We start from the raw sequence: 21,023 nt of genomic DNA, 5'->3' as shown, positions 1-21,023 counted from the left end.
TGCGCTCGACCGCCAGCGGCTCGTCGTCGACGATCAGCGTGCGCAGGGGACCAGGTTGATTGGGCGCGGGATCAACCACGGATGGCCTCCAGAAGTCCATTGTCCACCGGCCCGGTCTGCAGCGGCATGCGCAGGATCGTGGCGAAACCGCCGTTCGCCTGCTTGCCATAGGAGATCGTCGCCGAAGTGCCGTAGCGGGCGCGCAGGCGGTCACGCACATTGGCGAGGCCGATGCCGCAGCCCTGCGTCTTGGCGGCCCGTTCGCCAGGTCTTTCTCCCGGACCGTCGTCGTGAACCGCGACGACCAGCTGACCGCCTTCCCGCCGCGCCTCGATCGAGATCGTGACGGGCCGCTGGGTGGCGGCGACGGCATACTTCACGGAGTTCTCGACGAGCGGCTGCAGGATCATGCCCGGAACTTTCGCATCGAGAACGGCGTCGTCAACATCGATGTTCGCCAGCAATCGATTGGGGAAGCGAACCGCCTCGATCGCGAAGTAGAGCCGCTGCAATTCGATTTCGTCGGTAAGGGGGATGTCGTTGGTCGTATCGCCCGAAAGCGTGCGCCGGTAGAACGTCGAGAGTGTCTGGATCATTTCCTCGGCATCGTCCTGCCTCCCGGTCATGACCAGCGCCGAAAGCGAGTTCAGCGTGTTGAACAGGAAGTGCGGATTGACCTGGTAGCGCAGGGACCTGAGTTCCGCCGCCTCGGCCGCGCGCCGGTATTCGCCCTCGCGCCGTTCGGCGGCGCGGGCTTCCTCGGCCTTGGCCAGCGCGAAGTAGAGCGCCACCCACGCCAGCACCAGGAAGTAGCGTCCGAACGCGGTGTCGGCGATCGCTGCCCAATGTCCTAGCCCCTCCGCCACGCCATTGCCGGCATGGATGGTGATGGCGGAGCGGTCTTGCGACCCCGTGCCTGGCTCATCGGCCGGGAGGGCGGACGCCGGCGGCGGAACCGCTCTCTCGGCCCCTCCCTCGGCCGGGGCAGGGGGCACCGGTGCGTCCGGCGCAACAGGCACCCGCGCGGTCGGCGCGGGAGGCACCGGCGCGGCCGGCGGGGCGGGTGGCTGCTCGATCTTGGGCAAGTCGACGAGGATGTTTCCGGCCTCGTCGCGCGAGATGCGTACGTTGCCGGCCTTGATGTCGGCGGCCTGCTCGTCCTCCCCGTAGGCTGCCTTGATCTCGATGTCGGCGAAGATCACGTCGTTGACGATGCTGAGCGCCAGCGACAGCGGCAGCGCGCCGACCAGCACGATGCCCAGCCGCACCCCGCCCGACTTGCGGTCGAGCAGTTGCAGCAGCGGCCATACCGCCGCCATCACCAGCATCGAGACGATGCAGATCGTCAGCCTGCGCGAGACGATAGGCCATGCGAGGTCGAACCCCATGACCACGCCCCGCAAGGTCGCGACGATGAAATAGCACGCCCAAAGCGCGGCGAGCGAAAGCAGGACGATCCGCGCGGGAACGCGCGGCTGGGATGTGACGGCAGCCATTATGCCCCGGGATAGCGCGAAAACGGGGCCTCGCGCCAGTTCGTCGATCGGGGGCCGTCAGCCGTTCGTCGAGCGATGTTCCATGTGGAACATTTTAGGGAGGGAGAACTAAGGAGGAGAACCGGAGAGCTCTTTGGCGAATAAAGGACGACGCATCACGCCGCGTGCCAGCTAAGCGGCGGCGTCCCGCCTGCGCTGGAAGACGTATCTTGCCCTGAATTCGGCCCCGAAACCGCTTCCCGAAGCGCACCTAACCCGACGTTGGGCGCACCTGGGCATACTTGCCGCGCACCGGCCCCCACCTCCGCAGGGACCGGTACACCGGGTTCAGTTCGCCAGCAGGTGTTCCTCGGCGATCTTCGCCTTCCAGAGCTGCGGCGCGAGCGTGTGGACGTTGGCACCTTCGCTGTCGACGGCGACCGTCACCGGCATGTCCTGCACGGTGAATTCGTAGATTGCCTCCATGCCGAGGTCCGCGAAGCCGACGACCTTGGCCTCCTTGATCGCGCGGGCGACGAGGTAGGCGGCGCCGCCGACCGCCATCAGGTAGGCCGACTTGTGGTTGGCGATCGACTGCGTGGCGGCCGGGCCGCGCTCCGACTTACCGACGCTGGCGAGCAGGCCGAGGTCGAGCATGGTGTCCGAGAACTTGTCCATGCGCGTCGCGGTGGTCGGGCCGGCCGGGCCGACGACTTCATCGCCCACCGGGTCGACCGGGCCGACGTAGTAGATCACCCGGCCCTTGAAATCGACGGGCAGTTCCTCGCCCTTGGCCAGCATGTCGGCGATGCGCTTGTGCGCGGCGTCGCGGCCCGTCAGCATCTTGCCGTTGAGCAGCAGGCGGTCGCCCTGCTTCCAGCTCTGCACTTCCTCGGAAGTGAGGTTGTCGAGATCGACCTTCTTGGCTTCCTTGCTCGGCGCCCAGTGGACCTTGGGCCACTCGTCGAGGTTCGGGGTTTCGAGGAAGCTCGGGCCCGAGCCGTCGAGCGTGAAATGCGCATGGCGGGTGGCGGCGCAGTTCGGGATCATCGCTACGGGCTTGCCCGCGGCGTGGCACGGCCAGTCGAGGATCTTGACGTCGAGGATGGTGGCGAGGCCGCCGAGGCCCTGTGCGCCGATGCCGAGCGCGTTGACCTTGTCGAAGATCTCGATGCGCAGCGCCTCGATGTCGTTCTGGGGGCCGCGCTGCTTGAGCTGCGCCATGTCGATCGGCTCCATCAGGCTCTGCTTGGCGAGCTTGACGCAGTGCTCGGCGGTGCCGCCGATGCCGATGCCCAGCATGCCCGGCGGGCACCAACCGGCGCCCATCTGCGGCAGCATCTCGACCACCCAGTCGACGATCGAATCGCTGGGGTTCATCATCTTGAACTTGGACTTGTTCTCCGACCCGCCGCCCTTGGCCGCGACGTCGACCGAGACCTTCGAGCCAGGCACCATCGACACCGACAGCACGCAGGGGGTGTTGTCCTTGGTGTTGCGGCGGGTGAAGGCGGGATCGGCCAGCACCGAGGCGCGCAGCTTGTTCTCGGGGTGGTTGTATGCGCGGCGCACGCCTTCATCGACCACGTCCTGCAGCGACTTGCCCGATTCGAGGCGGCAGTTCTGACCCCATTCGATGAAGACGTTGACGATGCCGGTGTCCTGGCAGATCGGGCGGTGACCCTCGGCGCACATCCGGCTGTTGGTCAGGATCTGCGCGATCGCGTCCTTGGCGGCAGGGCCCTGCTCGGCGTCGTAGGCATCGCCCAGCGCGCGGATGTAGTCCATCGGATGGTAGTAGCTGATGTATTGCAGCGCGTCGGCGACGGACTCGATCAGGTCGTCTTCGCGGATGGTCACCATATCTGTCATGGAATTTGCGCTCCGTTCTTGCGGATGACGTGAGACTTGTTCGAAATCCGCCAAGGCGGATCTGCGGCACCGGCCCGCGCCCCCACCCGACCTCCCAACAGGGTACGCTCAGTGGGAGGTCGGGTGGGGGCGTGGGCCGGTGCCGCAACCAAGCAAACGCCGGTGCCATAGTCTGCGGGGGCGGTATCGTCAAAGTGCTTGAATTGATCGACCGGCGTATGTGCAAATGGCTTGGCCTGATCGGCGCGTTCGCCTAGAAGGCAGGCCATAAGTGCCGTCTTCGCCAGCCATATCTGGTCGTAGCGAAAGAGTGAGGGAACTGCACCTGATGACCTTGACCGAGGATCGGTCGGCGCCTGCCGGCTCAAACGCCACTGGCGCCGCAATCTCCGAAGCGCGCCGCGCGATGATCACCAGCCAGCTGCGCACCAGCGGCGTCAACGAGCCCTGGGTGCTCGAGGCGATGGCTGGCGTGGCTCGTGAGAACTACGTGCCCGCCGCCATGCGCGACGCCGCCTATATCGACCGGGCGATCGCGCTCGGCGAGGGCCGGTTCCTGGCCGCGCCGCTGGTCCATGGCCGCATGCTGGCCGAAGCCGAGCCGGTCCAGGCAGACAAGGTCCTGCTGGTCGGCGACGGCGAAGGCTATCTCGCCGCGCTGCTGCGCTCGCTCGCGGGCACGGTCGATGCCGTGGCCCCGGCCGACGCTTCGACCGCCGGTGAAGGCGGCTACTCGCTGATCGTCATCGACGGCGCGATCGAACTGCTCCCCGACGCGCTCGGCGCCCGGCTTGCCGACGGCGGCCGCGTGGTGACCGGCCTCGTCGTGCGCGGCGTGACCCGCCTTGCCGTCGGCAGCAAGGCCGCGGGCGTGGTCTCGCTGCTGCCGCTCGCCGAAATGGGCGTTCCCGTCCTTCCGGAACTCGCAGCGCCCAAACGCTGGAGCTTCTGAGCATGGCCCGGTTCGCTAGGCGTGCCGGGCTGCTTGCGGGGGGATGTCTGATACTGACGACGGCCGGCGCGCCCGCGCAGGCCGACACCCTTCGCGATGCGCTGCTCACCGCATACCAGACCAACCCGACACTCGAAGCGGCGCGCGCGCAGCAGCGCGCCACCGACGAAGGCGTGCCGATCGCCCGCGCGGCCGGCCTCCCCTCGGCCAGCGCTCAGGGCACCTACACAGAATATCTCAAGCAGAGCGAGAACTCGTTCAACGCCCCCTCGCGCGTCGTCAACGCAGGGGTGGACCTGGGCGTGCCGATCTATTCCGGCGGCGCGGTGAAGAACCGGGTCAAGGCCGCCAAGATCCGCGTCGAGGCCGGCCAGGCCGATCTGCGCGGATCGGAAAGCTCGCTGTTCTCGCAGGTCGTCGCCGCCTACATGGATGTGATCCGCACCGAGGCCATCGTCGGGCTCAACCGCAAGAACGTCAGCGTCCTGCAGACCAACCTGCAGGCGACCGGCGACCGTTTCGAGATCGGCGACGTCACCCGCACCGACGTCGCGCAGTCGCAGTCGCGCCTTGCCGTCGCGCAGAGCGACCTGCGCACCGCCGAGGCGAACCTCGTCGGCGCGCGCGAGACATACATCCGCCTGATCGGCGTTGCTCCCGCGACGCTGGAACCCCCGCCGCCGCTGCCCAACCTGCCGGCCAGCGCCGACGAGGCGACGACCATCGCGCTCGACAGCAACCCCGACCTGATCGGCGCGCGCGAACGCAGCAAGGCCGCGGAGAAGGACATCGACGTGGCCGGCTCGGGTCGCCTGCCGACGGTGCGCCTCTTCGGCCAGGGGACCTACAACAACTACCTGAACACGCTGGCGCGCGGCGTGCCCAGCGCGGGCGTTTCGCAGACCGATTCCGCCGCGCAGGCCGGCGCGCAGATTTCCATCCCGATCTTCCAGGGCGGCCTTCCCGCCGCGCAGCGCCGCCAGGCCCAGGCCCAGGCCTCGGCGACGATGGAGCAGGAGATCGCCGCCGAGCGCGACGTGATCGCGCAGGTTCGCTCCTCCTACACATCCTACGTCGCCTCGAACGACCTCATCCGCTCGTCGCAGGTGGCGGTCGATGCCGCCGCGCTCAGCCTCGAGGGCGTCCGCGCGGAGAATTCGGTCGGCAACCGCACGATCCTCGACATCCTCAATGCCGAGCAGGAACTGCTGAACGCGCAGGTCACGCTGGTGACGGCGCGGCGCAACGCCTACGTCGCGGGCTTCACCCTCCTCGCCGCGATGGGCCGGGCCGAGGCGCGCGACTTCAACCTCGACGGCGGCGTGCTCTACGATCCCCAGGTCAACTACGACCGCGTGCGTGGCAAGGTGTTCGACTGGGACAACGATCCGGCCCCGGTCGCCCGCTCGACGCGCACGATCGACACCCCCGCACAGGACGGCGAAATTCCCGTTACGCAGGGACCTTGAACAGTATAAAGGACTTGCGCGCGGTCGCCGGAAGGTTAATCCCTCGGTGAAGATGAGCGGGACGCCAACGGGGACTATGAAGATGCGTCAGAACGGTGAGCCTTCGGTCGAGGAGATTCTCCAGTCGATCAAGCAGGTCATCGCGCGCGACACCCGCGTGGATGCCGCTCCCGCCGCCCGTCCCCGCCGGGAAGATCCGCTGCTCGATGCCCTTCCCGAAGTGGAAGAGGACGACGTGCTGGAGCTTCCCGAAGCGGCCGAACTGCCCCCGCAGGCGGACGAGGACGAACCTTCGCTGGTCCAGGCCGGAGCGCGCCATTCGATGCGCGAATCGCTGGCCGCTCTCGCCATGCTGTCCGAACCCGGCGCCCAGCCGCAGATCGTCCGCTCCGGCGAGACTTCGCTCGAAGCCCTGACCCGCGAACTGCTGCGCCCGGCGCTGGCGGAGTGGCTGGACAGGAACCTGCCGCCGATGGTCGAGCGGCTCGTCGCCGCCGAGATCGCGCGGATCGTCGGCAAGAAGGTCTGACGCGCACTGGACCTGGGAGCCCGCGCTCCCTACGTCTGAGCCATGCCCAAGCCTGATCCCGCGCTGCTCGACCCCGCGCGCTACCCCTTCTCGTCCCGCATCGAGCCGCGCTTCGGCGACCTCGACGTCAATCTGCACATCAACAACGTGGCGATGGCCGGTTTCCTCGAGGACGGGCGCGTGCGCTTCCACCGGGAAAGCGGCTACCGGGATGGACTCGCCGGTCTGTCCTCGATGATCGTCAGCGTCGGCATCGAATACCTGGGCGAGGCGCACTACCCCGATCCGGTGACGATCCACTGCGCGGTGGAGGACACCGGCCGGACCAGCCACCGCCTGATCCAGCTGGTCACGCAGGACGAGCGCGTGGTCGCCTTCTGCCGCAGCACCATGGTGACGGTGAGCAAGGAGGGCCCGGCCCCCCTGCCCGCCGGTTTCACCGAACAGACCGATCGCTGGAGGATCAAGGCATGAGCGGCCACCACGGCGTCCACAAGGCCGAGGAAGCCTTCGCCAAGACCGGCAGCGACTCCATCGAGCGCCACATCTTCATCTGCGCCGAGCCGCAGAAAGGCGAATGCTGCTCGCCCGCGGAGGGCCAGGCGGCGTGGAAGTACCTGAAGAAACGGCTGAAACAGCTCGGCCTCGACGGACCGAAGACCGGCAAGGGCGGCGGTGTCGCGCGGACCAAGGCGGACTGCCTGCGCATCTGCCATGCCGGCCCGGTGGCGGTGGTCTGGCCCGACGGGGTCTGGTATCACTCCTGCACCGAGGAGGTGCTGGAGACGATCATCCAGGAGCACCTCATCGGCGGAAAGCCGGTCGAGCAGTACCGGCTGCACCGGCCGGAGAACTGATACACCGCCCCGGGTTCCGTTCGTGTCGAACGGATTGGGCAGCAGATCAGCCTATTTCCAGGGCTCGTCACTCTCAGACAGATCGTCCACCGCCTCGTCGTGGCCGGTCCCGCTCGACAGGAACACCAGCCCCATCAGCGCCGAGGCCAGCAGCATCGTGAACCCCACGCCAAGCGCAGCCGCGATGTAGAAGTGGATCGAGACCATCCCGTTCGATCGGTAGAGCAGGATCATCGAGCCGACCACCAGCCCCACCGTCACCGTCATCATCCAGCGCATGACGCGCAGGTAGCGGGCCCAGGCATGCGCGGCCCGGGCCGGATCGTCGAGAGGTGAGCGGCGTGTCATCGGCCCTATCTGGTCCGCACGCCCCGCGCCCGCAAGCGAATCGTGCGCCCTTGTTGGCGGCCGGCGTCCCCATGTGGTATCTTCGCGGCGGGCACACCGCAGAACAGGGGCCTGATCGAACCGGGAGAGCAAGACCATGACCATAGGGCGCATCATCGAAGGCCGCGGCGACGTGGTCACCTGCGACGTTTCCACCACCGTTCGCGATGCCGTCGGGATTCTGTCCGACCGCCGCATCGGTGCCGTGCCCGTCATGGAGGACGGCGAGATCGCGGGCATCTTTTCCGAACGCGACGTCATCTACCGGCTGCGCGAGATGGGCGCCGAAGTGCTGGACATGCCGCTCGGCCACATCATGACCGCCTCGCCGGTGACGGTCGATCCGGACACTGCCGTCATCGCCGCGCTGTCGCTGATGACGCGCCGCCGCATCCGCCACCTCCCCGTGGTCGCGGACGGACGCATGGTCGCCTTCGTCTCGATCGGCGATCTGGTGAAGTACCGGATCGACAAGATCGAATCCGAAGCGGCGGCGATGAGGGACTACATCCAGACGGCGTGATGGAATCGCTCCCGGCGCTCCGCCGCTTGCCCCCGCCCCCCCGTGCGCCTACATCGGGGGCATGGACCAGAACAGCCTGACACTGAGCCCCTCGGCCGCCGCGCGGGTCGCCGCGATCGCGAGCAAGCAGGGCAAGCCCGCCATCCTGCGCCTTGCCGTCGAAGGCGGCGGCTGCTCGGGCTTCCAGTACAAGTTCGGCCTCGCCGACGCCCCCGAAGCGGACGACAGCGTGACCGAGACCGACGGCGTGCGCCTGCTGGTCGATTCCGTCAGCCTCGACCTGGTGTCGGGCTGCGTGGTCGATTTCGTCGAATCGCTGGGCGGCGCGGCCTTCAAGGTCGAGAATCCCAATGCGGCTGCCGGCTGCGGCTGCGGGTCCAGCTTCTCCGTATGAGAATCTCGACGTTCAACATCAACGGGGTCAAGGCGCGCCTGCCCCGCCTGCTCGAATGGCTCGATGAAACCCGCCCCACCGTCGCCTGCCTGCAGGAGATCAAGTCGCAGGACGAGGGCTTCCCGATCGCCGAGTTCGAGAAGCTGGGCTACAAGGGCATCTGGCACGGCCAGAAGAGCTTCAACGGCGTCGCCATCCTTGCCGACGGCGAGATGCCGGTCGAAGTCCAGCGCGGGCTGGAAGGCGAGCCCGAGGACGAGCATTCGCGCTATCTGGAGGCCGACGTCTTCGGCGTGCGGGTGGTGTGCATCTACCTCCCCAACGGCAACCCGATCCCCGGCCCCAAGTTCGACTACAAGCTGCGCTGGATGGAACGCCTGCGCCGCCGCATGGACTCCATCCGCGCTGAGGAAGTCCCCGCGATCGTCACCGGCGACTACAACGTCGTTCCCACCGACCGCGACATCTGGTCGCCCCCGGCGCTCGCCGCCGACGCGCTGATGCAGCCAGCATCGCGCGATGCCTACTTCCGCCTGCTCGGCGATGGCTGGACCGACGCGCTCGCCACGCACAATCCGCGCGGCGGGGTGTGGACTTACTGGGACTACCAGGCCGGCGCCTGGCAGCGCGACCATGGCTTCCGCATCGACCATTCGCTGCTCTCGCCCGAACTGGCGGACCGCTTGGTCGCCTGCGGGGTCGACAAGGCGCATCGCGGCCGGGAAAAGGCCAGCGACCACGCTCCGGTGTGGGTCGAACTCAGGCCGTAACGGGAGCCGCCGTCATCGCGCGGGGCGCGCGGGGCTTCGGCTTGCGGACGAACCACTTCTCGACGAGATTCCAGCTGGCGACGCCCGCCAGCAGCGACAGCACCAGGCAGGTGACCACGTAAGCTGGGAACGAGAGGTCGAAGCTCGCCTTGACCATCTGCTGGATCGGGAAGCCGTAAAGGTACGCACCGTAGGAGAAGTCTCCGAAGCGCGCCGCGTCGGGTACGTTCACCGTGCGGCTGTAGGCTAGGTAGAACACCGCGTAGGCGGCGGTGAAGGGAAACAGCAGGTCGAACACGATGCGCCCCTGCGTCCCCTGCCCATCGCCGGGATGCGCGGAGGCGACCAGCGCGACCAGGAGCACGGCGAGAAGGGCGGCGCTGCGCGGGATCGCCCGGCCATAGAACTGCGCCACCATCCCGATCAGGAAGCACGGCGCCAGCGAGAACCACGCATAGGGCCAGCCGAACACCGCCTCGATGATCCCGCCGCCCGGCTGTTTGCCGAGCAGGTCGAGCCCGGCCTTGCCGGCAAGCACCCCCGCCAGCACCGCAACCACCACCCACGGCTTGCGCATCAGCCCTGCAATGCCGAGCAACGCCACGCCCACGTAGCACCAGGCCTCGTAGCGGATGCTCCAGAGCGCGCCGTTGACCGTCTGCCCGGGATTGCCGGCGAAGGCGTCTGCGCCCGGGATCTCGCCATGGAGCGTGGCTGCGTGCCATGCCCATTGCACCATCGCCTGCGGGGTCACGAGACCCCAGCCTGCGCTCGCGTAGAGCGGCACGACCACGAAAGTGCAGACTGCCGTCGCGGCGATGAAGCCGGGAAAGATGCGCTTCACGCGCTTGGCGAAGTAGTCGGAGTTGCTGCGGCTGGCGAGATAGCTCTGCGCGATCAGGAAACCGCTGATGATGAAGAACACCCGCACACCCACGCTGCCCGCGTTGTAGAGACCGGCGAGCAGCAGCGAGACCGGCTCGTCCGCCTCGGTCCCCCAGTAGAACGCGAAGCAGTGCGACCAGATCACCGCCATCGCCATCGCCAGCCGGATCGCGTTGAAATGGTTGCGCCGCGCATCGGCGGCATCCGCGGGGATCAGCGAGGGCGGCGGGGTGCGGGTACGGGTCACGGCGGCTCCGGGCGTGGGTGAGGCTGGCTCAGGCTATCATCCGCGACCGGCCCCAAGCATCGCGGCAAACCGGATGGGAGTTCGGGGCCTGAAAAATCGGAAGTCGGTGCTCAGCCGCCGCCGCGGATGCACTGCGCGGGGTCCTGGCGCGCGAAGGCGGCGCAGTCCCACTGGACCTTGGCGACACCGCGCCGGCGCACGAAGGTGAACGCGATCGCGTCGACCGAACTGCCCGGCATCGGCAGCGCGCGCGGGGTGCGCGCGGCGTCGGTCCACGCGATGAAGCGGCATTCCGGCAGGCCGTTGCAGCGGGCCTCGGCCAGTGCGGGGAAGCTGTCGGGCCGGGCGCCGGCGGGCAGCGTGGCGAGGAAGACGCCGGTGCTGGCACTCGCCGGGGCCCTGCTCTGCGCGAGCGTGGGCACGGGCGGTCCCGGAAGCACCGGCGCCGCGGCTGTCACGGCCTCGGGCGCCGCCGCCTGCGGCAGGGCCAGCTGCGCCGCCTCCCCCGGCCCGCGATGTGCGGGGGACAGGCGGGCAAGCAGCGGAATGCGCGGCTCGGCTCCCGGGTGGCGCGTGTCGAAGGCGCCGGGCCCGCCCCCCGCTCCTCGCCAGCGATAGAACAGGTGGGTGCGCACGACCGCAATCTTGTCCATCTCGCGGTCCCAGGCCGGGCTCACCCAGTCGGTGTGGTAGTGCGTGGCGAGGCCGACGGTGGGCTCGACCTGCCCGAGCAGCATCCCGGTGGCGACCCGTCTGGCCTCCTCCCACGCCTCGGGCGAGGGATCGCGGCGGGCGAGCGCGCCGTCGCAGGTGAAGGTGAACTGGCACCCCGTCTGGCGCCCCGAGCCTTCGAACACTACGCCGCAGACCGTCGAGGGAAAACTGCGGTGGCGCACCCGGTTGAGCACGACCTGCGCCACGGCCCGCTGGTCGGCGATGCCCCGTCCGGCCTCGTAGTATTCCGCTGCCGCAAGGCAGTCGATGGCGCGCGCCATATCCTCGACCGGAGCCGCGAAAGCGAACGGCGCGGCGACAAGCAAAGGCCCGCGCGCCACGGGGACGGCGGCGTTGAACGCCAGCGCCAGCTGCGCCTGCGGCGCGGCGCGCGGATCGAGCGGTGACTGCCCTGGCGCGGCGGCGGGACCCGCGAAGGGCCTGCCGGCAAGACCGCGCGGCGATGCGGCCGCGCCCGGGCCCGGAAAAGGGCTCGCGACGGGGTGCTGGGCCGGCACCGTGGCTCCGAGCGCCAGCGACATCGCGGCGCCCGCCCAGGCTTTCGCCGAGCGTCTCATGGCCGGTCCACGAAAGGCCGGCCGCAGGAAAGGGTCGATGCCGGCACGACCGGTCTCCAGCAGTGAGTGCCGGTTGTCCCATGCCCCCCTGCCCGCGTGCATCCGGGCGATCATGCTCCCTCGGGCCACAGGTCAAATCTCATACGGGAAACACGCAATGCCCACCGGGCGTGACTGGCGCATAATGACACGATGAGAGAGATCCCGGAAAACGCGGTCCATCGACCGCTTGGCTTCCTGCGCGACGAGCGGCGCGCAGGGCAGCGGCTCACCGCCAGCGGCACGGCTCCGGCGCGCATGGGCATGGCGGTCGCCTATCTCAGCAACGTCTATCCCAAGATCAGTCACAGCTTCATCAAGACCGAGATCGCCGCACTCGAACGGCAGGGCTTCGATGTCCACCGCCTGACCATCCGCCGCGCCGACGACACCATACCGGAAGACCGCGCGGAGGCGCAGCGGACGACGGTGGTGCTGGAAAATTCCGCGGCGCTCGCCATGGCGGTGACGATGTGCCTGTGGTCCCGGCCGGTCGCCGCGCTGAAGGCGCTGGCGCTGGCCTGGCGCACCGGCGGCAGCGGCAACCGCATCCGCGCCTGCGCCTACTTCGCAGAGGCGGCGCTGATCGCCCGCAGCCTCGAGCGCGCGGGCATCGGCCACGTCCACGCGCACTTCGGCACCAACCCGGCGATGGTCGCCCGGCTGGTGGCCCGGCTCGGCCGCGTGACCTACAGCTTCACCGCGCACGGTCCGGACGAATTCGATGCCCCGCGCACGCTCGACCTGCCGGGCAAGATCGCCGAGGCCGCCTTCGTCGTGGGCGTCTCCAACTTCGGGCGGGGGCAGCTGCTGCGCTGGTCGCACCCGGATCACTGGGAGCGCATTCACGTCGTCCACTGTGCGCCGGACCCGATGTTCCTTGCGGGGCGCGCGCAGGAGGTGGCGGGAAGAGGAGAGACCGTGCGCTTCCTGTGCGTAGCCCGGCTGAGCGCCCAGAAGGGGCTGCCGCTGCTGCTCGAGGCGGTTGCCCGCGTGGGGCAGACCCGGCCGATCCTGCTCGACGTGATCGGCGGCGGCGAGGACCGCGCGATCATCGAAGGGCAGATCGAGCGTCTCGGCATCGGCGATGTGGTCACACTGCATGGCTGGGCATCGCCCAGGACGATCCGTACCGCGCTCGGCGCATCGCGCGCGCTGGTGCTGCCCAGCCTGGCGGAAGGACTGCCAGTGGTGCTGATGGAGGCGATGGCCCTGCGCGTGCCGGTGATCGCCACCGCCGTGGCCGGCATTCCCGAACTGGTCGACGGACAGGTCGGCTGGCTGGTGCCCTCCGGCTCGGCCGAGGACCTGGCGGACGCACTCTGCGATGCGCTGGACACCCGGGCGGCGGACCTCGCCGCCATGGGCGAACGGGGGTGGAAGCGGGTGACGGAACGTCATGATCCCCTGCGCAGCGCCGCGCAGCTGGCCGCCCTGATGCGCCCGCTGGCGAAGCGACGGTAGGGCGGTCCTTCCGCGTTTCCCAAACGAAAAGGCGGCGCAGCGACCTGCGGAGCCTCGGCTAGCTGCGCCGCTTCCCGCCGCCGCGATCGCAGGGAAGCGGACCGCGACCCCGCGCTACAGGCTCGCCGAGGGGATCATCCTCATCATCGGAGGAAGCTGCCTGCGCCACATCGCCGCGCGGCGCTGGCGCGGGGGCATCGTGCTGGCGAGACGCATGGCGTCGGCGCGCTCCAGGCCGGTGCGCTCGCACAGGAAGGGATGGCGCGGGGGGTTGGCGAAATAGCTGTAGAACAGCGTCGCCCGGTCGCGCGCGATGGCGGGCTTGCCGCGGTGGAAGAAGCGCGCGGTATCGCAGAAGATGACCGTCCCGCGCCGACCGGTGCAGCTCACGACGTCCTGCGCGAAGTCCGCGCCGAGGCGCCGCGCGAGTTCGGCGTCGTCGGCGAGTTCGTAGTTGTAGCCCTCGCGGTCGCTCTGGACGGTATCCTGCCGGGCGATCGCCTCGAACGGACCGCCGTCGGCATCGACGTCGTGGATGTAGACCGCGACCTTGAGCATGCGCCGGTCCTCCCAGTCGCGGTGCCACTTGCGGGTCGAAATCTCGCGCCCGTCGGCGACGGTGTAGTTGATCGCGACGCCGTCGTAGGCGACCGGCAGGCCGATGTACGATTCCGCGATGTCGAGCAGGCGGTCCTGCAGCCCCCAGCGGAAGATCGCGGGATTGCGCACGATCTGCTCGGGCGGGACGATGATGAACTGCTGCCCCCCGCCTGCCAGCGCGCGGGCCTCGGGCGCGAAGTCCTGCGACAGCTTCCAGGCGAGGTCGACGACGTCCTCGGACGGCGGGGCCCAGCCTCCGCCCAGCCCCAGCTCGTCCACGGTGGTGATGCACACGCCGTTGCGGTTCAGCGCGTGGACGATCCCGCGCGCGACTTCGTCGGTGGCGGGCAGGCTGCCCGCATGGCGGTCCACCGCCGCGGCGTGGCGCTGGCCGAGCCACTCGCGCACCAACCGCTGGTTGAACGCCTTGAGCGCAGTGCGCGCGGGAAGGTCGCGGAGCCACCTCGCCCGCTCCTCTGAAAACAGGGCCATTCAGCTCTCTCCGATAGGGTAGGTTCAGGCGCCGGCGCTGTCCGCCTGGGTTTGGTAGTAGTCGTATCCGCTCCGCCGCCTGGGCCGGGAGATCGACCGGTTGAGTACGGTGCCGACGATCGGCGTCGGGCTGACCGAACGCACGATGTCCTGGAGGCTGCGCTTGGAGCTTCGCCCTTCCTCGGCGACCACGATCATCCCGTCGACCTGCCGCGCGATGAGCAGGAGGTCGTCGCTGAGGATCGCGGGCGGGGTGTCGATGATGCAGATCGCGCCGCCCTCCACCCCGTGGCCCAGCGCCAGCGGGAGCGCATTGGCGGCCAGCAGCGTCTCGGCGTTGGCGCGCGGTTCTCGCACTCGGTGCACGGCGAGGTCGATGCCCTCGAAACGGATCTCGGTGGCGCCCCAGGGGCACTCGCCGGCGAGGTAGTCGTCGACGCCGGGGCCGTCGGTGGGCAGGCCGAGGCGGTGGCCGAGCGAGGGGCGGCGCAGGTCCAGCTCGACCAGCACGGTCGGCTGGACCCGGGACAGCACCGCCGCGAGGTTGGCGGCGACATGGGTCTTGCCGTTGCCCGGCTCGGCCGAGGTGACCGCGAAGAGCCGGTGGCCCGTCGCCCGCGCGTGATCCAGAATCGCCGATCGGATCATCATCAGCGGATGAATCTCGTCGCTCATCGGACCGAAGCCGAGGATGCGGTTGTAGGCGAGGTGCTCGGGGTCCGGCGCGATCGTCACGCCCATGGCGGGCATGAGCTCGATGCGGCCCTGCGGGATGAATTGCATTTCGGCGTTCATTGGCCTGCTCCCGTCATGGACGCCGCCGCGTAGCTCCGGCCCGTGGGCCACGCGTGTCCGGCAAGGGTCTTGCTGGTGGTGCCGAGCGAGCCCAGCACAGGGGCGCGGATGGCGCGCTTCAGGCTCTCCGCCCCGTGTATGGTGCCGCCGAGCAGTTCGCGACCGATGACCAGCGCCAGGCCGAGGAAGAAGCCCGCCGCGATGCCCTGGAGCAGCAGCACCCAGCGCGCCGAGCCCATCGGGTGCAGCGGCAGGTTGGGCGGGTCGACCACGGTGAAGCGCTCGCCCTTGTCCTCGGACTGGAGGTTTGCGGCGACCTGTGCCTCGAGCTGCTTGTCGCGCAGGGAATCGTACTGGCGCTTGATGTTGTCGTAGTCGCGCTCGATCTGGTTGAGTTCGTAGGCGGACTGCGGCGCCTGCGCCACGCGCCGGTCTATCTCGCCCATCGTGCCGACCAGCTCCGCGCGCCGGGCGGCGAGCGTCTGGATGCGCTCGCGGCTGGCGGCGATCTCGGCCTGGATCAGGGTCGTGCTGGCGGGCGGATCGTTGCGGAAGGTAGCCTTCTGCCGCTCGACTTCGGCGCGTGCCGCGACCACGTCCGGGAAGCTCTCGGAATGGGTGGCGAGGAGGCGGGCGAGCCGTTCCTCGGCGCGATGGAGGTTCTCGCTGCCGGGAGGCGGCATGCGTTCCAGTTCCTGCTGGCGGGCGGCGAGCAGCCCTCCCTGCTGGACCAGGCCCTGCGTCTCGGCATCGGTGCGCGAGATTTCGGACCGGATCGCCGAACTCGATTGTGCGCTGAGCGAGACGTCGGTCGGCAGCGCGCCCGCGTACCGGGCCTCCACTGCGCGGCGCTTGGAGTCGAGTTCGCTAAGCTGCCGCCGCAGTTCGGTCGAGCGCTGCGCCAGGAACGCGGCTGTGCCGCTCGCCTGCGAGGTGCGGAAGCGCTTGTCCTCGGCGAGGAACATGCGGGAAAGCTGCTCGGTCACGGACTGGGCGGTCCGGGCATCGGGATAGTCGAACGAAAGCATGAACGCGATCGTGCTCCCGTGTCCCTGGTTCTGGTTGGCGGCGACGAGGTTGACGCCGACGTTGGTGCGCATCGCCTCCAGCAGCTTGGGATATTCGATCTTCGCCTTCTCGTCGGGATAGAGGCCGTTGCGCTCTATGAGCCCGGTCAGGCTCTCGCGGCTGACGATCTGCTGGCGGATCTTGGCGATGCGCTCGTCCGCCACGTCGGTCAGCGGAGAGGCGACGAGGCTCGTCGGTATCTGCGGCGAATCGATGAGCAGGGTGGCGCTGGAGCGGTATACCGGCTCGCGCAGGGCGATCGCCGCGCCCGCCGCCAGCGCGCCGAGCATGGTCGGGGCGATCAGCCAGCGCCAGCGGCGGCGCAGCATTCCCAGGATCTCCTTGGGATAGATGCCGAGGCTGTCGGGTTCGCCGCGCATCGCAGCGGCCGGGTGGGAGGACGGACGAGCGGATGGAGAAAGCGTGCTGTTCATAGGCTGGGTATCCGGAACGTGGCGCCGACCCTGACGGTCCAGGTGTCGAGCGTCTGGCGGGCGAGCCCGGTGCGGCGGTCGTAGTCGGCGCCGATGTTGAGCTTCAGCCGGCGGTCGACCTGATATTCGTAGCGAGCGGACCCGCGCATGACCTGGGGATCGGAGAGACGGCCGGCACCCGGCATCGAGCGATAGTCGGCCTCGATGGTGAAGTTCGCGCGCGGCATCAGCTTCAGGTCGAACGTGGCATTCAGCGACTTCTCGCGCCGGATGCCGTCGAAACTGGTGATCACCGGCGACACCCGGCCCGACAGGCAGAACCGGAAGCGGCGCGGATCGTAGCAGAGCGACGCCGAGGCGGTGAGCTGGCCCGAACCGCCCTGGCGGGAGCCTCGCCCCTCCGTCCGCGAGATCTTGGAGATACCGGCCGCGAATTCCGCGGTCAGGCCCCTGGCGATGCGGGTTCCGCCCTTGAGCGCCACCGAATACGAAAGCGCCTCGCCTCCTCCTTCGGAATCGCTCCGCGTCGTCTCGGTTTCCATGCCGACCCAGGTGGTCCGCGACAGGCGCCGCTCCGCGCTCAGCAGGAAAGTCGTGCCGTCGGTCCGGGTGAGCACGGGCGAGTCGATCGGGCTGATGCGGGTCCAGCCGACCGAGCCCGAAAGAGTGGTCAGCGCATCGGGATGCCAGCGGACGTCCTGGTCGAGGGCGTAGCGCTCCTGGACGCTGACCGGGTCGATGGCGGCGTCGATGCTGGCGGTCATTCCCTCGAGCGGAAGATACCGCTCGTAGGCCGCCTCGGTGGCCAGGTCGAAACGCTCGCTGCTGCGATGAGCGAGCTTCGCCATGGCGTGGCCCGTCACGAAGGTGCCGAACTTGCGGTCGTACCCGCGGTAGGCACCGGCGCCGTCGAGGGCGAGCGAGGTCTTGCGATCCACCGCCACCGTCGCTTCGCCGCGCAGGCCGATCTCGCCTGCCGTGGTGATCGCGGTGTCGCCCGGTATCAGGAACGGATTGCGCCCCGAAAAGACAGTCATGTCGACCTCGATATAGGGTTTCTCCTGGGCGGCCGCGGGGGCCGGGGCAAGGAGAGCGATGGCAAGGACGGACTGCGAAGCATGGCGCCGCACGCTCACGGGATGACGAGGACGTCGCCGCTCGCGAGGGTCGGCAGCGGCGTGGACAGCACGCCGGCCTCCAGCGAGCGGCCGCCCTTGAGCAGCTTGCTCAGGCGGACCGGCTCGACGACCTGTCCCTGCGGCGTCTGGCGCAGGATCACGGCGTTGCCGACATCGGCGAATTCGTCGGTCCCGCCGGCCATGCTCAGCGCCTGCAGGATGTTGGGCCTGGTGCCGCTGGTGAAGCTGCCCGGGGTCCTGACCTTGCCCACCACGTAGAAGCGGGTTCCGTCGGTCTCGCGCACGGATACCGTCACGTCGGGCGGCGCCGAGGTGTAGTTCAGCGAGATGCGCTCGCGGATTTCGTCCGCAATGTCGGAGACGTTGCGGCCCGCTGCCTTGATGGTGCCGGCCAGCGGGAAGGCGAAGGTGCCGTCCGGCTGCACGAGCACCTGGCGCTGCATGCGCTCCTCGCCCCACACGAAGACGTCGAGCTGGTCGCCCGCGTTGACGCTGTAGCGCGCCGGAGCAGCGGCCGCGGCGGGTGCGACCGCCTGTGCCGGTACCTTGGGCTTGGCCTGCGCCGTGAGTCCCAGGACTCCCGGCCCGAAGCCGGTCGCCGCCACGGCGATGACCGTGACGGCGTTTCGAATGATGCGGCCGGATGGACGCCACGCGCCGCCGGACCTTGCTGAAAGGTTCGCGAAAATCACATCTACCCCCTCGACCGCCATTGGATGCCGATCTGTCCAAAAGGCTAACCCTCGGCACCAAATGGCGTAATTCTCCGATTGGAGGGCCGGCTTATCCGTGGGGAGAATTGAGCATCGGCAAACGACCCATCCGGGCTCGTGAATTGGGGGTGGCAAAAACCCGGACGGCGAATGGCGGTCGGAGTTGCTCGGGAAGACCCCGGGGCGCCCGGAAGGCATAGTGTGGTCGGGGAGGCGCACCATGTCGCTAGCTAACTTGAACATGCCGTTTCACGCTTCGTCGCCAGTCATGCAGGGCGCGATCCCGATGCCGGCCGTCACCGCGCCTTCGCAGGTGCGCGCCGCCCGCAGTACGGCCCCGCGCAATGCCGAGGTCGAGTTCCTCGAGCTCGACTTCACGCCGATCGACCTCTCTCGCGCGCTGGAGACCGTGCTGGAACGGCCGGCATCGGCGCCCTTCAAGTACATCGTCACGCCCAACGTCGACCATGTGGTGCGCCTGCTGCGCCGCCGGTCGGACCTGTGGCCGGCCTACCGCGACGCCTGGATGACCCTGTGCGACAGCCGCATCCTTGCCCGCCTCGCGCACGGCGACGGGCGGGAGCTTCCGGTGGTGACGGGCAGCGACCTGACGCTCCAGCTGTTCGAGCAGGGTATCGCACCGGAGGATTCGGTGGCGATCCTGGGCGGCACCGAGGCGACGGTCGCCAAGATCGTCGAGCGGTTCGGCCTGCGCGACGTCCGGCACTACAACCCTCCGATGGGCTTCATCCGCGATCCGCGCGAAACCGCGCGCGCGGTGCGCTTCGTGGTGGACGCCAAGGCGCGCTATTCGTTCCTCGCGGTCGGCTCGCCGCAGCAGGAGATCGTCGCGCGCGGCGTGGCCAAGGCGCGGGGGGCGCAGGGCATCGGCTTCTGCATCGGCGCCAGCCTCGAATTCCTTTCGGGCGAGCAGGAGCGCGCGCCCGCGATGATCCAGCAGATGTCGCTCGAATGGTTCTTCCGGCTCTGCTCGAACCCGCAGCGGATGTGGCGCCGCTATCTGATCGAAGGGCCGCAGATCTTCCGCATCCACCAGGCCTGGCGCCGCCGGGGTCCGTCGATGCTCCCGGCATTGCCGGCCGAGAACGCGCGCACCCCGCTTCACGGCTGAAGGGCGTGATCAATCGCGCAGTGCTCGCGGTCCTCGCGGCGGCGGCCGTCTCGCTTCCCGCCCTCGCGCACTTCGCCGGCGGCGCGCATGAGGTCGTGCTGGCGGACGACGTCTCGGGCGGCGGGTCCGATGCCGGGGCAAGGCCCGAGACGAAGGTCGGGCTCAACATGTTCGGGCTGCAGACCTTCAACCGCCAGCAGGTCTTCGCGAACATGATCGCGCAGAGCGAGTGGTTCGAATCGCGCGGCGAGGGCTGGAACGTCTTCCCGGCGAAGCAGCTCGATGCGGCGGGCTGGGTGAAATACCTCGAGCCGGGGCAGGTGGCTCCCCGGCCGCTGATCCTGCCTCCGGCGCCGTTCGGCCCGACCTCGGTGCGCTGCACTTATGCGGGAAAGGGCGCGCTTTCCGCCGGCGGGGTGGCGGAGGTGCGCGGCAGCGGCCCGCAGCGCCTCGACCTGCAACTCACGCCCACCGGCGCCGAGGACGACGGCGCCTGGCTGCAGCTCGACCGCACCGACCCGGCCGACCCCGTGCGCGACATCGACTGCCGCCAGCTCGGGACCCCGTCGGACGCCCGCTTCGATCCCCGCTTCGTGGAGTTCGTGTCGGGCTTCGACGTAATCCGGTTCATGGACTGGCAGCGCACCAACGACAACGCCAGAATCCCCTGGAGCGAGCGCGCCCGTCCGCAGTCGTCCTCGCAGGCCGGCGCTGCCGGAGTCTCGGTCGAGGACATGGTGGACCTTGCCAACACCGTGGGCGCCGATCCCTGGTTCACGATGCCGTATCACGCCGACGAGGAATACCTGCGCGCCTTCGCCCAGCTCGTCCACGACCGCCTCGACCCCGAGCGCACCGTCTACGTCGAACTCGGCAACGAGGTCTGGAACGACATGTTCGCATCCGCGCAGGACGCCCAGCGCGAAGGCCTGGCCCGCGGGCTAGGAGGCGGCGATCCGGCGACCGCGCAGATGCAGCGCTACGCCGAGCGCATGACCGAGGCGATGCGCATTTGGACGCAGGTCTACGCCGACCGCCCTCAGGCTCTGGTCCGCGTCGCCGCTACCCAGAACGCCAATCCCGAGCTGGCCCGCACCGTGCTCGGCTTTCGCGACAGTGCGACCTGGGTCGATGCGCTGGCGACGGCGCCGTACTTCTGGCTCGACCTCGACGGCCGCAAGGCAGGCGACGCCGACCGCATCCTCGACGACCTTCCCGGCGCCATCACCCAGACTTTCGCCATGGCGCGCGAGAACCAGCGGATCGCCGCCGCCCATGGCAAGCGCTACATCGCCTATGAAGGCGGTCAGCACCTCGTCACGCCCGACCTCGCGCTGGCCCGCTCGCTGCAGCGCGATCCGCGCATGGGCGACGCATACAAGCGCTATCTCGCCGGCTGGCGCGAGGACTTCGGCGACATCCTGACACTTTACGCATCGACCGCGCCGATCAGCGAGTACGGTTCGTGGGGCCTGCGCGAATACGGCGGCCAGCC

Annotated in this window: 21 protein-coding genes; 11 read left to right on the top strand and 10 right to left on the bottom strand. The window is 69.1% G+C overall.

Going from position 1 to position 21,023, the window contains the following annotated elements; all coding sequences use genetic code 11:
• Window positions 1-71: 71 nt before the first annotated feature.
• Together PMI02_RS19990 and PMI02_RS19985 are read right to left on the bottom strand one after the other, a co-directional pair.
• Complete coding sequence (locus tag PMI02_RS19990) at window positions 72-1,496, bottom strand: sensor histidine kinase (protein ID WP_007686273.1); 1,425 nt, start codon at window positions 1,494-1,496, stop codon at window positions 72-74.
• Window positions 1,497-1,823: 327 nt separating this feature from the next.
• Window positions 1,824-3,347, bottom strand: a complete 1,524-nt coding sequence (locus tag PMI02_RS19985; protein ID WP_007686271.1) for a fumarate hydratase — start codon at window positions 3,345-3,347, stop codon at window positions 1,824-1,826.
• A 328-nt stretch (window positions 3,348-3,675) separates the two neighbouring features.
• On the opposite strand from PMI02_RS19985, the gene PMI02_RS19980 reads away from it, so the two are divergent.
• The 5 genes from PMI02_RS19980 to PMI02_RS19960 all read left to right on the top strand — a co-directional run bounded on the left by PMI02_RS19980 (window position 3,676) and on the right by PMI02_RS19960 (window position 7,154).
• Window positions 3,676-4,299: a protein-L-isoaspartate O-methyltransferase gene (locus tag PMI02_RS19980; RefSeq protein ID WP_007686269.1), complete on the top strand. Its 624-nt coding sequence runs from the start codon at window positions 3,676-3,678 to the stop codon at window positions 4,297-4,299.
• 2 nt (window positions 4,300-4,301) lie between these two features.
• Window positions 4,302-5,768, top strand: coding sequence for a TolC family outer membrane protein (locus PMI02_RS19975; RefSeq protein WP_007686268.1), 1,467 nt, complete (start codon window positions 4,302-4,304; stop codon window positions 5,766-5,768).
• 82 nt (window positions 5,769-5,850) lie between these two features.
• A complete protein-coding gene (locus tag PMI02_RS19970) occupies window positions 5,851-6,297 on the top strand; it encodes a DUF2497 domain-containing protein (RefSeq protein WP_007686266.1) in 447 nt (148 codons plus the stop codon).
• A 42-nt stretch (window positions 6,298-6,339) separates the two neighbouring features.
• Entirely contained in the window at window positions 6,340-6,771 is a 432-nt protein-coding gene (locus tag PMI02_RS19965; protein WP_007686265.1) for a thioesterase family protein, read from the top strand.
• Window positions 6,768-7,154, top strand: coding sequence for a ferredoxin (locus tag PMI02_RS19960; RefSeq protein ID WP_007686264.1), 387 nt, complete (start codon window positions 6,768-6,770; stop codon window positions 7,152-7,154). The genes PMI02_RS19965 and PMI02_RS19960 overlap by 4 nt, the downstream gene beginning before the upstream one ends.
• A 51-nt stretch (window positions 7,155-7,205) precedes the next feature.
• On the opposite strand, the gene PMI02_RS19955 is transcribed toward PMI02_RS19960, so the two are convergent.
• Complete coding sequence (locus PMI02_RS19955) at window positions 7,206-7,502, bottom strand: hypothetical protein (RefSeq protein ID WP_007686263.1); 297 nt, start codon at window positions 7,500-7,502, stop codon at window positions 7,206-7,208.
• A gap of 136 nt (window positions 7,503-7,638) precedes the next feature.
• Between PMI02_RS19955 and PMI02_RS19950 the strand changes: the two genes are divergently transcribed.
• From PMI02_RS19950 to xth, 3 genes are all read left to right on the top strand, one after another.
• A complete protein-coding gene (locus PMI02_RS19950) occupies window positions 7,639-8,064 on the top strand; it encodes a CBS domain-containing protein (RefSeq protein WP_007686262.1) in 426 nt (141 codons plus the stop codon).
• Window positions 8,065-8,125: 61 nt separating this feature from the next.
• The gene (locus PMI02_RS19945) at window positions 8,126-8,458 is read left to right on the top strand and encodes an iron-sulfur cluster assembly accessory protein (RefSeq protein WP_007686261.1); all 333 of its coding nucleotides are present in this window, start codon (window positions 8,126-8,128) and stop codon (window positions 8,456-8,458) included.
• The gene (gene xth, locus PMI02_RS19940; protein WP_007686260.1) at window positions 8,455-9,228 is read left to right on the top strand and encodes an exodeoxyribonuclease III; all 774 of its coding nucleotides are present in this window, start codon (window positions 8,455-8,457) and stop codon (window positions 9,226-9,228) included. Before PMI02_RS19945 ends, xth begins: the two co-directional genes overlap by 4 nt.
• Here xth and PMI02_RS19935 read toward each other — a convergent pair.
• Entirely contained in the window at window positions 9,218-10,360 is a 1,143-nt protein-coding gene (locus PMI02_RS19935) for an acyltransferase (protein WP_007686259.1), read from the bottom strand. The genes xth and PMI02_RS19935 overlap by 11 nt on opposite strands.
• A 110-nt stretch (window positions 10,361-10,470) precedes the next feature.
• Complete coding sequence (locus PMI02_RS19930) at window positions 10,471-11,652, bottom strand: cell wall hydrolase (RefSeq protein ID WP_036504703.1); 1,182 nt, start codon at window positions 11,650-11,652, stop codon at window positions 10,471-10,473.
• A gap of 192 nt (window positions 11,653-11,844) precedes the next feature.
• Between PMI02_RS19930 and PMI02_RS19925 the strand changes: the two genes are divergently transcribed.
• Window positions 11,845-13,155 (top strand): glycosyltransferase, encoded by a 1,311-nt coding sequence (locus PMI02_RS19925; RefSeq protein WP_007686255.1) that lies wholly within the window; start codon window positions 11,845-11,847, stop codon window positions 13,153-13,155.
• A gap of 114 nt (window positions 13,156-13,269) precedes the next feature.
• Here PMI02_RS19925 and PMI02_RS19920 read toward each other — a convergent pair whose 3' ends face one another.
• The 5 genes from PMI02_RS19920 to PMI02_RS19900 form a co-directional block, all read right to left on the bottom strand.
• The gene (locus PMI02_RS19920) at window positions 13,270-14,247 is read right to left on the bottom strand and encodes a hypothetical protein (protein WP_007686253.1); all 978 of its coding nucleotides are present in this window, start codon (window positions 14,245-14,247) and stop codon (window positions 13,270-13,272) included.
• 24 nt (window positions 14,248-14,271) lie between these two features.
• Complete coding sequence (locus tag PMI02_RS19915; protein WP_007686251.1) at window positions 14,272-15,042, bottom strand: ATPase; 771 nt, start codon at window positions 15,040-15,042, stop codon at window positions 14,272-14,274.
• A complete protein-coding gene (locus PMI02_RS19910; RefSeq protein WP_193372904.1) occupies window positions 15,039-16,490 on the bottom strand; it encodes a Wzz/FepE/Etk N-terminal domain-containing protein in 1,452 nt (483 codons plus the stop codon). Before PMI02_RS19910 ends, PMI02_RS19915 begins: the two co-directional genes overlap by 4 nt.
• Before the next feature lie 50 nt (window positions 16,491-16,540).
• Window positions 16,541-17,581: a hypothetical protein gene (locus tag PMI02_RS19905; protein ID WP_238539122.1), complete on the bottom strand. Its 1,041-nt coding sequence runs from the start codon at window positions 17,579-17,581 to the stop codon at window positions 16,541-16,543.
• Window positions 17,582-17,676: 95 nt separating this feature from the next.
• Window positions 17,677-18,375, bottom strand: coding sequence for a polysaccharide biosynthesis/export family protein (locus PMI02_RS19900; RefSeq protein ID WP_238539121.1), 699 nt, complete (start codon window positions 18,373-18,375; stop codon window positions 17,677-17,679).
• Between the two features lie 289 nt (window positions 18,376-18,664).
• Between PMI02_RS19900 and PMI02_RS19895 the strand changes: the two genes are divergently transcribed.
• Window positions 18,665-19,528, top strand: a complete 864-nt coding sequence (locus PMI02_RS19895; protein WP_238539120.1) for a WecB/TagA/CpsF family glycosyltransferase — start codon at window positions 18,665-18,667, stop codon at window positions 19,526-19,528.
• A 5-nt stretch (window positions 19,529-19,533) separates the two neighbouring features.
• On the top strand, window positions 19,534-21,023 hold a 1,490-nt coding region (locus PMI02_RS19890; protein ID WP_007686241.1), incomplete at its 3' end, for a hypothetical protein.

It is taken from the genome of Novosphingobium sp. AP12 (genome assembly GCF_000281975.1).
Lineage (GTDB): Bacteria > Pseudomonadota > Alphaproteobacteria > Sphingomonadales > Sphingomonadaceae > Novosphingobium.
Note: the sequence above shows the minus strand (reverse complement) of the source record. Positions and strands in the feature narration are given on the sequence as shown.